Below are 14,522 nucleotides of genomic sequence, written 5' to 3' on the forward strand. Positions count from 1 at the left end.
GGTAGATTGAACATGGCTGATTACGACTACGACGTCCTTGTCATCGGTGCCGGCCCCGGCGGCTATGTCGCGGCGATCCGCGCGGCGCAGCTTGGCCTCAAGACCGCGTGCGCCGAAGGGCGCGAGACGCTGGGCGGCACCTGCCTCAACGTCGGCTGTATCCCCTCGAAGGCGATGCTCCATGCGTCCGAATATTTCGAGGCTGCAGCGGGTGGCGCGATGGCGGCGATGGGCATCAAGGTAAAGCCCGAACTCGACCTCGGCACGATGCACGGCCAGCGCAAGGATGCCGTGAAGGGCCTGACCGGCGGCATCGAATTCTTGTTTAAGAAGAACAAGGTCGACTGGCTGAAGGGCTATGCGCAGTTTACCTCGAAGGACACGGTCGAGGTTGCGGGCAAGTCGGTGCGCGCCAAGAATATCATCATCGCCACCGGCTCGTCGGTGACGCCGCTTCCGGGCGTTGAAGTCGATAACGACAAGCAGATCATCGTCGATTCGACCGGCGCGCTCGAACTTGCGAAGGTTCCGGGTCACATGGTCGTCATCGGCGGCGGCGTGATCGGGCTCGAACTCGGCAGCGTGTGGCGCCGTCTGGGCGCCAAGGTCACCGTCGTCGAATATCTCGACCAGATCCTGCCCGGCATGGACGGTGACGTCCGCAAGGAAGCGAACAAGATCTTCAAGAAGCAGGGCATGGAATTCAAGCTCAAGACCAAGGTCACGTCGGCCGCGGTCAAGGGCAAGAAGGCCGTGCTGACGCTAGAACCCGCCGCTGGCGGTGACGCCGAAACGCTCGAGGCCGATGTCGTGCTGGTATCGATCGGGCGCCGCCCGAACACCGACGGCCTGGCGCTCGACAAGGCGGGCCTCGCGGTCAACCAGCGCGGCCAGATCGAAACCGACCATGATTTCAGCACGCAGGTCCCCGGCATCTGGGCGATCGGTGACGTGATCCCGGGCCCGATGCTCGCGCACAAGGCGGAAGACGAGGGCATCGCCTGCGCCGAGAATATCGCCGGGCTGACCGGCATCGTGAACCACGACGTCATCCCGTCGGTCGTCTATACGTGGCCCGAAATCGCCGGCGTCGGCCTGACCGAAGAGCAGGCGAAGGAGCGTGGCGAGGTGAAGGTCGGTAAATTCCCGATGCTCGCGAACAGTCGAGCCAAGACCAATCATGAGCCCGACGGTTTTGTGAAGGTGATCGCCGACGCCAAGAGCGACCGCGTGCTTGGCGTGTGGTGCATCGCAAGCGTCGCCGGCACGATGATCGCGCAGGCCGCGCAGGCGATGGAATTCGGTGCGACGTCGGAAGATATCGCTTACACCTGCCACGCGCATCCGACGCACAGCGAGGCGATCAAGGAAGCCGCGATGGCGGTGACGGGCAAACCGATCCACGTCTGATGAACTAAATGGGGGAGAGAGAATGATGGCGAAGCACGGGCTCTGGGCAGCGGCTTCGCTGACCCTATCCCTCATGGCGACCAGCGCGCAGGCGGCACCCGATCTAAATGCCGCGAATGCGCGGCTGACGGCGCTGCTCGACAAAAATTACCCAGCGCTCGACGCGCTCTATAGGGATCTCCACCAGAATCCCGAACTTGGGCTGCAGGAGGTCCGCACCGCGGGCATCCTTGCGCAACATCTCCGCAAGGCGGGCTTCACCGTGACCGAAAAGGTCGGCGGCACCGGCGTCGTTGGCGTGCTCAAGAATGGCGCAGGTCCGACGATCCTGATCCGCGCCGACATGGACGCGCTGCCGATGGAGGAAAAGACCGGGCTCGCCTGGTCGAGCAAAGCGCGCGCGACCTATGAGGGCAAGGATGTGCCCGTCATGCACGCGTGCGGCCACGACACGCATGTCGCCTATCTTGTCGGCGTCGCGCAGGCGCTTGCTGCGATGCGCGATAGCTGGTCGGGCACCGTGGTGCTGATCGGCCAGCCCGCCGAGGAAATTTTGAAAGGCGCGAAAGCGATGCTCGACGACGGGCTGCTGACGCGCTTTCCCAAACCCGACTATGGCTTCGCGGCGCATGTGCTGAACGGCCCGACGGGCACGATCGCGATCAAGGCGGGCACGGCCTTCTCGGCATCGGACAGCTATTCGATCACCTTCCACGGTCGCGGCGGACATGGATCGATGCCCTCAATGGCGCTCGACCCGATCCCGATCGCGGCGCGCTTCGTCACCGATGTGCAGACGGTGATCAGCCGCGAGAAGGACCCGGGCGCCTTCGGCGTGCTGACGATCGGTGCGATCAATGCGGGTAGCGCCCCCAACATCATCCCCGACAGCGCCGAGGTGAAAGTCAACATCCGCTCGCTGACCCCTGAAGTGCGACAGTTGCTGCGCTCGGGCGCCGAGCGGTCGGCGAAGGCGGCTGCGATGATGGGTAACGCCCCCGAACCGACGATCACCTATCTGACCGGCACGGCGAGCCTTGTGAACAACGAATCGATGGCGGCGAACGGCCTCGCGACGCTCAAGCCAGTGTTCGGCGAGCGGCTGCTATTTGCCCCCGCCAGTGCGGCGCCGGTGTCGGCGAGCGAGGATTATTCGGAGTTTGTCGATGCGGGCATTCCGTCGCTCTATTTCGCGATCGGCGGTTATGATCCCGCCGTGCTCGCCGATTTGAAGGCCAAGGGCCAGCCGGTGCCGACCAACCACTCGCCCTTCTTTGCGCCCAAGGCCGAACCGGTGATCCGGAATGCCGTCGCGGCGATCGTGCTGTCGGTCATCGGCGGCGTGCGCCCCGACGCCAAATAGGCACGCGATCTTGTTCGAGATCGACAATGCGCTGATCGTCCGGCTGCTCGACCTCGTCGGCATCGGCGTCTTCGCGCTGTCGGGCGCGCTGATGGCGGTGCGTTTGCGTCAGACGCTGGTCACCGCCGCCTTCTTTGCGCTGGTGACCGGGGTGGGCGGTGGCAGCGTGCGCGATCTCCTGATCGGCGCTCCGGTTTTTTGGGTGCAGGACGGCGCGATTGCGGCAGTATGCATTGCGATCGCGCTGATCGTCTGGCTGACGCCCGAACGCTGGTGGCAGGGACAATTGCTCGAATGGGCCGACGCAGTGGGCCTTGCTGCCTATGCCGTGTTCGGGACGGCGAAGGCGCTGGCGTGGGGCGTCCCGCCGGTGCCTGCCTTGATGATGGGCGTGATAACCGGCTGCGTCGGCGGCACGATCCGCGACATCCTCGCCGGGGTGCCGTCGATCATCATGCGGCCCGAAGTCTATGTGACCGCGGCGGCGCTCGCGTCGGGGCTGTTTTTGCTGCTGCAGTGGCTTGGTACCGGGACGCCCGTCGCGGCGGTGACGGGCGCGATCGCGGGCTTCATCCTGCGCGGCGCGGCGATCCGCTGGTCGCTTGCGCTACCCGCTTATCGCGATCCCAAAAGCCGATAGACTTGCCAAATCGAGAAACTCTGTCAGTTTCGCCTTATGAACAGTGATGTCAGCACCATCGCCCGCCGTGTGCGCGATCAGGCGCGCGCCTTGCCCGACCTGTTCGGCCGTTTCGATTTCGACAAGGCGCCTGAGCGATGGGCGCCCGAGGTCGACGCGGTCAGCGAGCTGAGCCGCGTTCGCAGCATCGACCGCGCCGACTATCTGGACGATCCCGATCTGCTTGGCCGTATCCGCGAATATACGATGCTGGGCGACCGGACTGGCGATGCCTATGCCGCATTGATGCCGCGCCTTGGTTTTCAGCAGACCGTCGCGATGCTGGTCGATGCATGCGACAAGGGCGTCGAAGCGGTCCTGGACGCGCCGCCCGAACTCGCGGCGCTGATCCGCGAAATGGAACAAAAGCCCGACTGGCTCGACATGAAGCTGGTCGAGGAGGGCGCGGCTTATGAGCGCAACGCCACCGCGAACCTCTCGCCCTTTCTGATCCGCGGCGCCTTCATCGCGACCTTCCTCAACAAATATTCGGCGCTGCCGATGGCGCTCACCGGGACGCTGGGCCAGGCGACCGCCGCGCGGCGGGTGAAGGAAACCGCGACCTTCTTTGCGACAACCGCGCTTCCCGGCGCGCTCGATCGCTTCGGGCCTGGATTCAAGGCGGCGGCGATGGTGCGGCTGATGCACTCGATGGTGCGCGTCAACGTCCTGTCGCGTCCCGGCATGTGGGATACCGAAACCTATGGCATGCCGATCCCGCAGCTCGACCAGATGCCCGCGGGGCTGATCCCCGTCTATTTCCTCTCGCAGGAGGTGTTGGCGAAGGGCCGGACCAGCTTTACCCGGCTCGAACGTGGGCGCGTCGAACTCGCGCGTTACCGCTGCTATCTGCTCGGCCTGCCCGAGGATTTGCTCGCCGATACGCCGCAGGAGATTGTCCGCATCTGGCGCACGCGCAGCGCGACGCTCCGCTACGAATATGACGATCAGGTCTGCGGCGGGCTGCTCCGCGCGACGATGGACGCCGAACTGTCGAAAGACCGTTCGCCCAAAGGGCAGGTCAAACGCCGCCTCGAATATTCGGTGAGCCGCGTTTTCTTCGTAAAAGCCTTTCTTGCGGGCGACGAGGAGCGCGCTGCCAATGTCGGCGTGCCGGTGCGGCGCCGCGATCACCTCATTTATGGCGCGACGATGCTCGGCATCGCGGGGCGCATGGCGGCCTATCGTGTCGCCTCGCGCCTTCCCGTCATCCGTCATCTCGCCGACCGGCGCCTCGTCCACCGGATCGAGCGCCAGCTTGCCGAATATGGCCGCGCCGAATTCACATCCGACGCCGCGCACTACAAGCCCGCGACGGCGAGCTAGTCCTTTCAGCAAAGGAATTTCATGAAGACCGAACAGGCGACCGTTAACGGCATCAACATCACCTATGAGGACAAGGGGCCGCGCAATGCGCCCGTCATCCTGCTGGTCATGGGCCTTGGGGGCCAATTGACGCTCTGGCCCGACGAATTCGTCGACGCGCTGAACGAACGCGGCTTTCGTACCATCCGCTACGACAATCGCGATGTCGGCCTTTCGACGCGCTTCGATGCCGCAGGGGTGCCGAACGTCAAATGGATGATCGTCAAATCGGTGATCGGCCTGCCGGTGCGCCCCGCCTATACGCTGGCCGACATGGCCGCCGACGGCATAGGCTTGCTCGATCATCTTGGCGTCCAGCGTGCGCATGTCGTCGGCGTTTCGATGGGCGGTATGATCGCGCAGCATATCGCCGCGCGCTATCCCGATCGCGTGCTCTCATTGACGTCGGTGATGTCGACCACCGGCAACCGCCGCCTTCCGCGCGCACAGAAGGAGGCGATGCGCGTGCTCGCCAACCGCCCGATGAATGGTGATAAAGAGGCGCTGATCGCTTATTCGGTCGGCGCGGCGCGTGTGATCGGCAGCCCAGGCTATCCATCGACCGAAGAACGTCTCCAGCGCCGCGTGCGTGCCGACTTCGAACGCGGCTGGTATCCGCAAGGCGTCGCGCGCCAGATGGCGGCGATCGTTGCCGATGGCGACCGGCGCCCGCTATTGAAGGATATCAAGGCGCCGACGCTCGTCATCCATGGCGAGGACGATCCGCTCGTGCCGCTGCCCGGCGGACGCGACACTGCCGACAATATCGCGGGCGCGCGGCTGCTGACGATCCCGGGCATGGGTCATGATTTGCCGCTTGGGCTTGTTGATACGATGGCCAATGCGATCGCGGAACACATCAACGAAACGACCGCCGCCGCCTGAGCCGCGGTGAGAGGAAATCGGGCCCCTGCGAAGGCAGGGGCCCATCACCGGTCGGCGCAATTTCGAAGCATCGGGAGATGGGTCCCCGCGCTCGCGGGGACACATTTTTTCGGGCTAACGCCTCCGTTCGAACGCTATTTCAGCAACAACGCCATCGTCGCGAAGAACCCCTTCGCCTCAGCCTGACCCGGCCGCGGGACCGCGGGCAGATAGGCGCGACAGTCGAGGCACGACGCCTGCACCGACCCCGCCCGCGTCAGCATCGTCAGATCCTGGACGAGGCGCCGTTCGGTCAGTTGGCGGTTCATCGCCGCGATCCCGAACCAGCCGCGTGGAAGTGCTGCAGTTTCTTCCTCGGTGCCGGACCAGCTTGCGAGCATCTTCGAAAATTCGCTTGGTTCATCCTCGAAATATTTCGCGTGGAAATCGCCGTCGATCTTCGCGAACTTCGCCGCCGCTTTCAGCGCATCGGGCAAGCCGCCGAACTGGTCGACAAGGCCGATCTGGCGCGCAGTACCGCCGGCCCACACGCGCCCTTCGGCAATGGTGCGGATTTTCTCGATCGGCTGCTTGCGGCTCTTTGCGACGAGCCCGGTGAAGCGCGCATAAATGTCCTCGACGCTCGCCTGCGCCAGCGCGTTGAAATCGTCGTTGACCCCGCCGAATATATCGGGCTGGCCCGACAGCGGCGTCGTCGCGATGCCGTCGGCGTTGACCCCGATCTTGGCAAGCGCCTGATCGAAACTCGGCAAGATGCCGAACACGCCGATCGAACCGGTGATCGTCTCGGGCTCGGCAAAGATGCGGTCGGCGGGGGTCGAGACCCAATAGCCGCCCGATGCCGCGACATTTGCCATCGACACGACGATCGGCAGCTTCTTCGCCTTCGCAGCGAGCAGCGCTTGGCGAATTTCCTCCGACGCCAGCACCGATCCGCCGGGCGAGTCGACCCGCAGGACGATCGCCTTGATGCTGCTGTCGGCAGCGGCGTCGAGGATATGCTGCGCGACGGTCTCCCCACCCGCGGCGCCGTTCGGCGCCTCGCCATCGACGATCTCGCCGACGACGGGGACGACCGCGATTGCGCTGCCCTTTGTTTCGGGCGGGTTCGCGGCGACCCAGTTTTCGAGCGGGATCGCATTATATTCCCACGGCTTGCTGTCGTCCGGGGAGCCGCTGAGCTCCGCAACGCGGCGGTTGAAAGCCATGCGGCTGCCGAGCTTGTCCACAAGGCCCGCATCGACCGATGCCTTCGACAGGTCGTTGCCCGCCGCCTTCACGGCGCCCGCCGTGTCGGCGATGAAGGCGTCGACCTTGGCAGCCGGGCGTGCCTTCTTGACGTCGGTCAGCCAGTTTTCCCACAGCACGCCGGCATATGCGAGGTTGGCTTCCTTCGCCTCGGGCGACTGGTCGGTGCGCAGGAAGGGCTCGACCGCGCTCTTGAAAGTGCCGACGCGATAGATATGCGCGGTGATGCCGAGGCGGTCCATCAACCCCTTGTAATAAAGGCGCGATCCGCCCGGCCCCGCGATCGCTACGCCGCCGATGCCGTCGGCCCAGATTTCGCTGGCGTGCGCCGCGACCTGATAGCTGTCGGTGGTGTAGGCGGTGGCGAAAGCGAGCACGGGCTTTTTCTTCGCGCGCACCTTGTCGACCGCAGCGCCGATTTCGGCAAGCGAGACCTGCCCGCCGCCAAGGAAGCGGTCGAGGTCGAGCACGACCGATGTTACGCGCTTGTCGTCGGCGGCAACCTCCAGCGCATGGACGACGTCGCGGACGCGGATTTCCTTGAGCTGCGCGCCGCCCGACAGCGCCGCGAGCGGGTCGACGTCGGCGGGTTGTTCGCTGACGACGCCGTCGAGTTCGATCAGCAGCGCACCCTGGCTGACCGGCAGGCCCGCATTGGGGCGTCCCGCGAGCAGGCCGAACAATGCGACGAAGAAGAGCAGAAGAAAGATGAGCGCCAGCGCATCCTTGATCCCGACGAGCAGGTTCCAGACCTTGCGCGGAAAGCTTGTTCTCGATTTCGGTTTGTCGTCGCCCGGCAGCGGCCGGCGGACGGGAATGGCCCATGGGCCGGCGGGATCGTTGGGCGCGTTCGCGGTGCTATCGGTCATGTCCGCGAACCTAGGGGCGCGTCCCGTCCTTGGCAATGCACGCTTCGACGGGCGAGCGATCAGTGCCCATGGACTACATTTACCAAGAATATCATATCCGTTTGCACCGAGCCCTTCGACTGCCCTGGCACGCGCTCAAGACCAACTTCGGCCTTTCGCCGATGCCCGGAGAGCCCTGGGTCTGCAGTCCTTCGATGAGTGTCTCGACGTTGCCGGACATAAACGGAAATATATTCAGAGCCAGCCTTCGCGGCGATACCAGCGCACCGTTTCCGCGAGCGCGTCGTCGGTGTCGCGCTCGGGCCGCCACAACGCGGCGGGCGGACAGGCGCCCTCGGTCGCAACCCAGTCGGGATGCGCGATATAGCGCGCGCGGTCGGGGGTCAGTTTCGCCCGGCTGCGGCGCACGAGTTTGTCGAGCTGGCCCCCGGCCTTCAACAGCAGGGCGGGAGTCGCGATCGTCGACAGCCGCTGCCGTCCCACCGCGCGCGCGACCGCGCGGGCAAATCCGCGATGCGACCAGCCAGTGGGCCTACCGTCGTCGGGCTCGTAAATCTGGCCGACGCTCGCGCCCCGGTCGGCGGCGAGTGTCACGAGCAGCCGCGCGAGTTCGTCGACATAAATCGCCGACATGCGCCCGTTCGGCACCAGCGCGATGCCGCGCCGCGCCATGCGGAAAAGGTCGAGCATTTCGGTATCGCCGGGACCGAAGACCGCGGGCGGGCGCACGATCGTCCAGTCGAGCCCGCTCGCCATGACCACCGCTTCGGCGCGTTCCTTTGACCAGCCATAGTTGGAGATATCGGGCTCGCGCGCGGCGAGCGACGACACATGGACGAAGCGCGTGACGCCGGCCCCGCGCGCGGCATCGACGACGTTCGCGGTTGCGATCGCATTGCCCGCCTCGAACGCCGCGCGGGTGGGGACGTTGACCACGCCCGCGATGTGCATGACAACATGGCTGCCCGCCGCCATTTCGGCGAGGCTGTCCTTGTTGTCGAGCGCGCCCGCAATCCACGTCACCCCTTCGATTTCGGCCTGTGGTCGGCGGGTGAGGGCGCGGACGTGCCATCCCGCCGCGACTGCATCGCGCATCGTCGCGCCGCCGACAAAGCCGGTCGCGCCGGTCATCGCCAGCACGCGCCCGCCGTGTTTGTCCCCGGAACGGGGAGGGGGACTCAAAGCAGCACCATATGGTCGCGGTGCACCATCGCGCTGCGCGGCGCATAGCCGAGCGCGGCTTCCTGCGCGTCGCGGCCGAGGCCGACGATGTTCGCGGCGTCGGCGCCCGGATATTCGGACAGGCCGCGTGCGATGATGCGCCCGTCGGGACCGGCGATGTCGAGGATGTCGCCGCGCGCGAAGCTGCCGCTGACCGCGGTTACGCCCGCCGCGAGCAGGCTGGCGCCGCCCTGCAGCGCTCTCGCGGCGCCGGCGTCGATCTCGACCCGCCCCTTGGCGGTGAGCCCGCCCGCGAGCCACGCCTTGCGCGCGCTTGCGCCCTTGTCGGCGACGAACAGGCTGTGCCGTGCAGCGGTCGACAGCGGCCGGTCGATGCGACCCGAGGCGATCGCGAGATGCGCCCCGGCGGCGTTGGCGATGCGGGCCGCCGCGATCTTCGACACCATGCCGCCCGATCCCATGCCCGATGCCGATCCGGTATCGGCCATCGCCTCGATCCCCGCATCGATGCGCTCGATCCGCGCGATATGGACGGCGCCGTCCTGCGCCGGGTTGCGATCATACAGCCCGTCGATGTCGGACAGCAGGATAACGCCGCCCGCCGCCGCGGCCTGCGCGACCCGCGCGGCGAGGCGGTCGTTGTCGCCGAAACGGATTTCCTCGGTCGCGACGCTGTCATTCTCGTTGATGATCGGCACGACGCCAAGGCTGAGCAGCCGGTCGAGCGTCGCCGCGGCATTGAGGTAACGGCGGCGATGTTCGAGGTCGTCGAGCGTCACGAGCATCTGCGCGGCGGTCAGCCCTTCGGCGCCGAGCACTTCGGCCCAGACCTGCGACAGTGCGATCTGCCCCGTCGCGGCCGCCGCCTGCGCATCCTCGAGCGTCCCGCGCCCGCCCTTGGCGAGCCCCAGCCGCCGCGCGCCGAGCGCGATCGCGCCCGAAGACACCACCGCGACCTGCTGTCCCGCGCGCGCGCGCTCGGCAATGTCGGCGGCGATGCCCACAAGCCAGCCGCGCCGCACTGCGCCATCCGGGTCGACGAGCAACGCCGATCCGATCTTGACGATCAGCCGGGGACAGGATGCGGGCGGAAACAGGCTCATGGCGCCGCCGATAGCGCGATGCGCGCGCGCCGCCAATGCGAATGTCCCGGCAAGCCCGGTTCGCGTAATTTTATTCCGCTGATGGTAACGTCGGCTTTGGGGTGGGGAGCGGAGGTTTGCTACTATGTTGTACCCCGGCGAAGGCCGGGGCCCAGGGCTTTAGAAAGCCGAGCTGTGCGGATTGCCGCCCTGGACCCCGGCTTTCGCCGGGGCACACATTACCGTCGTTAGTTTCCGGTCGTTTCTTCGCTCTCGTCATCCCGGGCTTGACCCGGGATCCCGCTTTTTGACGCACTCACCGACTTCGACTTCAAGCGGGACCCCGGGTCAAGCCCGGGGTGACGAGGATGGCAGGGTCCGCCCCCGGTCGTTAGCCGACGGTTCCTACTCCAGCTTCGTCATTCCCGCGAAAGCGGGAGCCCGGCGAGCCGGCGCTGTCACTGGGTTCCCGCTTTCGCGGGGATGACTAATGTGGGGAAGGCAACCAGCGGCCGCTAGCCGCCCTATTCCTCGGTACGGATCAGGATCATCTCGCCGATCAAAGCGAACAGGATGAACGGCCCCCATGCCGCGAGGAAGGGCGAGTAGGCGCCCAGATCACCCATCGCGAGCGCGAAATTGTCGGCGACGAAATAAGCGAAGCCAAGCCCCATGCCGATGATCGCGCGAATGAACAGCTTGCCCGAACGGGCGAGGCCGAACGCGGCCACGGCGCCGAGCAGCGGCATCAATATCGCCGACAATGGTCCCGAAATCTTGTGCCACAGCACGCCCTTCAAGGCATCGACCGGGCGGCCCGCGGCCTCGAGATCTGCAATCGCGGCCTTGAGCTTCATGAACGGCAATTCGTCGCCGTCGACCTGCGCCAGCGTGAATTGGTCGGGGCGCACACTCTTCGCCGCGACGATCGTGCCGAGTGGTTCGAGCGTGCCCGACCGCCGCATGAAACGGCGCGCGTTGGTCAATTCCCAGCCGCCGGTCGGAAGCGCGCGGGCGCTGTCGGCCGACAGCATCGACGACAGCACGCCGCCGGTGCGCTCATAGATCGTCACATAGCCGAGCACGATCACCGGGCCGCTGGTGTCTACCGTCGTTGCATTGATCAGGTCGTCGCCGTCGCGGACCCAGATATTCGTGCGTATGCCGCTGTCCTTGGGCACTTTTTTATACTCGACCTTTTGCCACGCGCTGAGCGCCGCGGTCGAGCGTGTGACGATCCGTTCGTTGAACGCAAAGCTGATCCCGGCGACGAGCAGTGCGGCAAGGAACAGCGGCGCGAGCACCTGATGTGCCGACATGCCCGACGCCTTCATCGCGATCACTTCGCTGTTCTGGTTGAGCGTGACCATCGTCAGGATGGTGCCGAGCAGCACCGAAAAGGGCAGGAAGGTCTCGATAATCTGCGGCATCCGCATACCGACATAGCGCCACACGTCCGAATCGCTGTTGCCCGCGACGGCGAGAATCTTGCCGCTCTCACCCAGAAGGTCGAGCGTCTGGAGGATCAGGACCAGTGCGAAGAGGATCGAGAAGGAGCGGACGAGGAAGAGGCGGCCGACATAGAGCGCCATCGTGCGCGAAGGGAAAAAATGGAGCTGATGCATTTAGTTCAAACTCTCCAACGGCCGCTGCTTGCGCTGGAACATCGTGAGCATCGCACGAATTTTCTGCCCCGCCTTCGCCGCCACGCGTTCGAGCGCGCCGATCGGCTGGCCCCCGGGGACGTGCGCGACGGTGTAGTACATCCAGATCGCGAGCGCCGCGAACAGAAGATAGGGTACCCACATCGCGATCAGCGGGTCGATCGTCCCGCGCGCGCCGAGATCCTCGGCATATTGGTTGATCTTGTGCTGAGTGACCAGCAGCACGATCGACAGGAACACGCCGAGCGACGACGTCGATCTTTTTGGCGGGATCGCGAGGGCGATCGCGATTAGCGGGATCAGGAACATCGACATCACTTCGACGATGCGAAAATGAAAATTCGCCCTCGATTCGAGCCGCGTCTGCACCGATTGCGTCTGGTCCTTGCCCGCGACGAACAGCTCTGGGATCGTCATTTCGCGGTCGGCGCCGCCGCGCAGGCGGAACGCCTCGATCTTGGGCAGCGGGATCGGCAAGTCGTGATTGTCGAAGGTCAGAACGCGCGGGACAGCGAATTTGGGCGATTCATGGATCAGAACGCCCTGCGACAGGCGGAGGATGATCGTGTTCGGATCGTCGGTGGCGAGGAACTGGCCGCGCGCCGCGGTGGCCGACACGCGCTGCCCGTCCTTATTTTCGCCGCGCACGAAGATTCCGCGCAAACTGCGGCCATCATTATAGCTTTCCTCGATCCTTAGCGTCATGCGGTCGCCCAATTTGGTAAACTCGCCGACCTTGATCGATGCGCCGAGCGCGCCCGAGCGGAGTTCGAACTGCAGCCCCTCATAGGCATAGCGCGCGACCGGCTGGATGAACCCCACGATCGCCAGATTAAGCGCAGCAAGCGCGATTGCATAAGCGAAGGGTATGCGCATCAGCCGCCCGAAACTCATGCCCACGCCCTTCAGCACGTCGAGTTCACTCGATGTCGCAAGCCGCCGGAAAGCAAGGAGAATCCCTAACATCAGCCCGATTGGAATACCGAGCGAGAGATATTCGGGAATGAGGTTTGCGAGCATCCGCCACACGACGCTGACCGGCCCCCCTTCGGTGGCGACAAAATCGAACAGGCGAAGCATTTTTTCGAGCACGAGCAGCATCGCCGACAGGACGAGGGTGCCGAGCATCGGGAAGAAGATGAGCCGCGCGATGTAGCGGTCGATGGCAGGAAGCTTATTCAATCTTTGGTCGCCCCATCACCATGATTTGGCCGCAGTTGTTTCCGATATGCCGATTCAAGGGCGACAGGGACCCATCTCGGCGTGCGTTGTTGCGCTCGTGGAGATGGCTATAGCCTCTGGAGGTTTTGAGGTCATGTCGAAATTTGTATCCGCTCTCCTTGCTGTTTCCGTGCTGGCTTTTACCGCCACGGCGCAAGCGGAAGGCCGGGTCCTCTCGAACGATCTGTCGAAGTGCAGAAGCGGCCCGTCGACGCTGGTCCAGATCAGCGGCGTCAAGGCGTCGGCTGGCAAGATTCGCGTGCAAAGCTATCGCGGGACGGCAGATGATTGGCTCGCGAAGGGGCGCTGGCTCGCCCGCGTCGAAGTTCCGGCGCGTGCCGGGATGATGACCGTCTGCGTGCCCCTGCCCGAAGCCGGTGTCTACGGCATTGCAGTGCGTCACGATGTCAACGGGAACGGCAAGACCGACTTCCGCTCGGATGGTGGCGGGATGTCGAACAATCCCAGCATCAATGTCTTCAATCTTGGCAAGCCGAGCTACAAGAAGGCAGCCTTTTCGGTCGGGGATGCGCCCAAGACGATCTCCATTTCGATGAAATATATGTGATCGGGAATGGCTAGCGTCGCGCTCCTTTCCAACCCACGCTCGACGGGTAATCGCTCGTTGTTGCCGCGGGTTCGCGAATATTGCGCGGCGCATCCCGACATTTTTCACTATGAAGTCGAGGATGTCGACCAGATCGAAAAGGCCATCAGCACGATGGCAATGGTCGGTCCGCGCGTCGTCGTTATCAACGGCGGCGACGGCACCGTGCAGGCCGCGCTGACCGAAATTTATTCGGGCGGCCATTTCGGTGGCTCGCCGCCGCCGGTCGCGGTGCTTCCGAATGGGAAAACCAATCTCATCGCGCTCGATCTCGGTGCCGAGGGTGATCCGATCAAGGCGCTGCAGCGCGTTGTCGAACTGGTCGAAAGTGGCCGGCTCGAAGATCATGTGATTGAACGCCAATTGATCGCGCTCGATAGCGGCGGCGAAGAACGACCGGTGCTCGGCATGTTCCTCGGCGGCGCTTATCTTGCCGACGTGATGCTTTATTGCCGCAACCGAATCTACCCGCTCGGCCTGCCCAACGGGATTTCGCATTTCCTCGCGGCGATCCTGGGTCTGTTCGCGATCATCTTTGGAATCGGCGGCGGGCGCCTGCCGCCCAAGCCCGAACCGATGACCGTGTCGCTGATCCGCCAGGGCGAATTCAAGGGCAAATTCTCGTTGCTGATCGTCACGACGCTGGAGAAACTGCTGCTCAGTATCCGCACCAGCGAAGTCTATGGAACGAACGGCAATATGAAATTGCTCGCGACCGACAGCAATGTCGGTGCGCTGTTCCGCATGCTTGGCGCGACCTGGCGCGGGACGCTGGGGCAGAAGCAGCTCGACGGGGTGCATTTCCAGCAGGGTGACGAAATCCGTATCGAGGGCGAACGCTCAAACGTCATCCTCGACGGCGAAATCTTCCAGGCGAAGAACGGCGCGCCGATCATCCTGACTTCGACGCAGCCGGTTCCCTTCCTGCGCCTCGCCGCCTGAGCCCT

Annotated in this window: 12 protein-coding genes; 7 read left to right on the plus strand and 5 right to left on the minus strand. The window is 64.8% G+C overall.

The genetic code is table 11. The features are described 5' to 3' along the window. Positions 1 to 12: 12 nt before the first annotated feature. The 5 genes from lpdA to KEC45_RS01095 are packed head-to-tail and all read left to right on the plus strand — an operon-like array spanning position 13 to position 5,702. The gene (gene lpdA, locus KEC45_RS01075) at positions 13 to 1,410 is read left to right on the plus strand and encodes a dihydrolipoyl dehydrogenase (RefSeq protein ID WP_062184902.1); all 1,398 of its coding nucleotides are present in this window, start codon (positions 13 to 15) and stop codon (positions 1,408 to 1,410) included. 22 nt (positions 1,411 to 1,432) lie between these two features. After that, the gene (locus tag KEC45_RS01080) at positions 1,433 to 2,773 is read left to right on the plus strand and encodes an amidohydrolase (protein WP_252171315.1); all 1,341 of its coding nucleotides are present in this window, start codon (positions 1,433 to 1,435) and stop codon (positions 2,771 to 2,773) included. A gap of 19 nt (positions 2,774 to 2,792) precedes the next feature. Continuing rightward, positions 2,793 to 3,413 (plus strand): trimeric intracellular cation channel family protein, encoded by a 621-nt coding sequence (locus KEC45_RS01085; protein WP_062186853.1) that lies wholly within the window; start codon positions 2,793 to 2,795, stop codon positions 3,411 to 3,413. Between the two features lie 36 nt (positions 3,414 to 3,449). Next, on the plus strand, positions 3,450 to 4,778 hold the full coding sequence (locus KEC45_RS01090) for an oxygenase MpaB family protein (protein WP_062184896.1): 1,329 nt from the start codon (positions 3,450 to 3,452) through the stop codon (positions 4,776 to 4,778). A 21-nt stretch (positions 4,779 to 4,799) separates the two neighbouring features. Further along, positions 4,800 to 5,702 (plus strand): alpha/beta fold hydrolase, encoded by a 903-nt coding sequence (locus tag KEC45_RS01095; RefSeq protein ID WP_062184893.1) that lies wholly within the window; start codon positions 4,800 to 4,802, stop codon positions 5,700 to 5,702. Between the two features lie 134 nt (positions 5,703 to 5,836). On the opposite strand, the gene sppA is transcribed toward KEC45_RS01095, so the two are convergent. From sppA to lptF, 5 genes are all read right to left on the minus strand, one after another. Beyond that, positions 5,837 to 7,819 carry a signal peptide peptidase SppA gene (sppA, locus tag KEC45_RS01100; RefSeq protein ID WP_083435961.1) on the minus strand — a complete coding sequence of 661 codons (1,983 nt, stop codon included), beginning with the start codon at positions 7,817 to 7,819 and terminating at the stop codon, positions 5,837 to 5,839. 234 nt (positions 7,820 to 8,053) lie between these two features. Further along, positions 8,054 to 8,950 carry an NAD(P)-dependent oxidoreductase gene (locus KEC45_RS01105; protein ID WP_062186848.1) on the minus strand — a complete coding sequence of 299 codons (897 nt, stop codon included), beginning with the start codon at positions 8,948 to 8,950 and terminating at the stop codon, positions 8,054 to 8,056. 47 nt (positions 8,951 to 8,997) lie between these two features. Beyond that, positions 8,998 to 10,104 (minus strand): glutamate 5-kinase, encoded by a 1,107-nt coding sequence (gene proB / locus KEC45_RS01110; protein ID WP_062186846.1) that lies wholly within the window; start codon positions 10,102 to 10,104, stop codon positions 8,998 to 9,000. A 503-nt stretch (positions 10,105 to 10,607) separates the two neighbouring features. Continuing rightward, on the minus strand, positions 10,608 to 11,708 hold the full coding sequence (lptG, locus tag KEC45_RS01115; protein WP_062184890.1) for an LPS export ABC transporter permease LptG: 1,101 nt from the start codon (positions 11,706 to 11,708) through the stop codon (positions 10,608 to 10,610). Continuing rightward, positions 11,709 to 12,875, minus strand: coding sequence for an LPS export ABC transporter permease LptF (gene lptF / locus KEC45_RS01120; protein WP_062186844.1), 1,167 nt, complete (start codon positions 12,873 to 12,875; stop codon positions 11,709 to 11,711). Positions 12,876 to 12,909: 34 nt separating this feature from the next. Between lptF and KEC45_RS01125 the strand changes: the two genes are divergently transcribed. After that, the gene (locus tag KEC45_RS01125) at positions 12,910 to 13,536 is read left to right on the plus strand and encodes a DUF2141 domain-containing protein (protein ID WP_368389952.1); all 627 of its coding nucleotides are present in this window, start codon (positions 12,910 to 12,912) and stop codon (positions 13,534 to 13,536) included. 6 nt (positions 13,537 to 13,542) lie between these two features. Further along, the gene (locus KEC45_RS01130) at positions 13,543 to 14,517 is read left to right on the plus strand and encodes a diacylglycerol kinase family protein (RefSeq protein WP_062184884.1); all 975 of its coding nucleotides are present in this window, start codon (positions 13,543 to 13,545) and stop codon (positions 14,515 to 14,517) included. The last annotated feature ends 5 nt before the right edge of the window (positions 14,518 to 14,522 follow it).

Source organism: Sphingopyxis sp. USTB-05 (genome assembly GCF_023822045.1).
Lineage (GTDB): Bacteria > Pseudomonadota > Alphaproteobacteria > Sphingomonadales > Sphingomonadaceae > Sphingopyxis.

Excerpts from the sequence above, each read along its gene's own strand:
- lptG (WP_062184890.1), bottom strand. The coding sequence starts at position 11,708 with ATGCATCAGCTCCATTTTTTCCCTTCGCGCACGATGGCGCTCTATGTC.
- KEC45_RS01095 (WP_062184893.1), top strand. The coding sequence starts at position 4,800 with ATGAAGACCGAACAGGCGACCGTTAACGGCATCAACATCACCTATGAG.
- proB (WP_062186846.1), bottom strand. The coding sequence starts at position 10,104 with ATGAGCCTGTTTCCGCCCGCATCCTGTCCCCGGCTGATCGTCAAGATC.
- lptF (WP_062186844.1), bottom strand. The coding sequence starts at position 12,875 with ATGCTCGGCACCCTCGTCCTGTCGGCGATGCTGCTCGTGCTCGAAAAA.
- KEC45_RS01090 (WP_062184896.1), top strand. The coding sequence starts at position 3,450 with ATGAACAGTGATGTCAGCACCATCGCCCGCCGTGTGCGCGATCAGGCG.
- sppA (WP_083435961.1), bottom strand. The coding sequence starts at position 7,819 with ATGACCGATAGCACCGCGAACGCGCCCAACGATCCCGCCGGCCCATGG.
- KEC45_RS01125 (WP_368389952.1), top strand. The coding sequence starts at position 12,910 with ATGGCAGGAAGCTTATTCAATCTTTGGTCGCCCCATCACCATGATTTG.
- KEC45_RS01105 (WP_062186848.1), bottom strand. The coding sequence starts at position 8,950 with ATGACCGGCGCGACCGGCTTTGTCGGCGGCGCGACGATGCGCGATGCA.
- KEC45_RS01130 (WP_062184884.1), top strand. The coding sequence starts at position 13,543 with ATGGCTAGCGTCGCGCTCCTTTCCAACCCACGCTCGACGGGTAATCGC.
- lpdA (WP_062184902.1), top strand. The coding sequence starts at position 13 with ATGGCTGATTACGACTACGACGTCCTTGTCATCGGTGCCGGCCCCGGC.
- KEC45_RS01080 (WP_252171315.1), top strand. The coding sequence starts at position 1,433 with ATGATGGCGAAGCACGGGCTCTGGGCAGCGGCTTCGCTGACCCTATCC.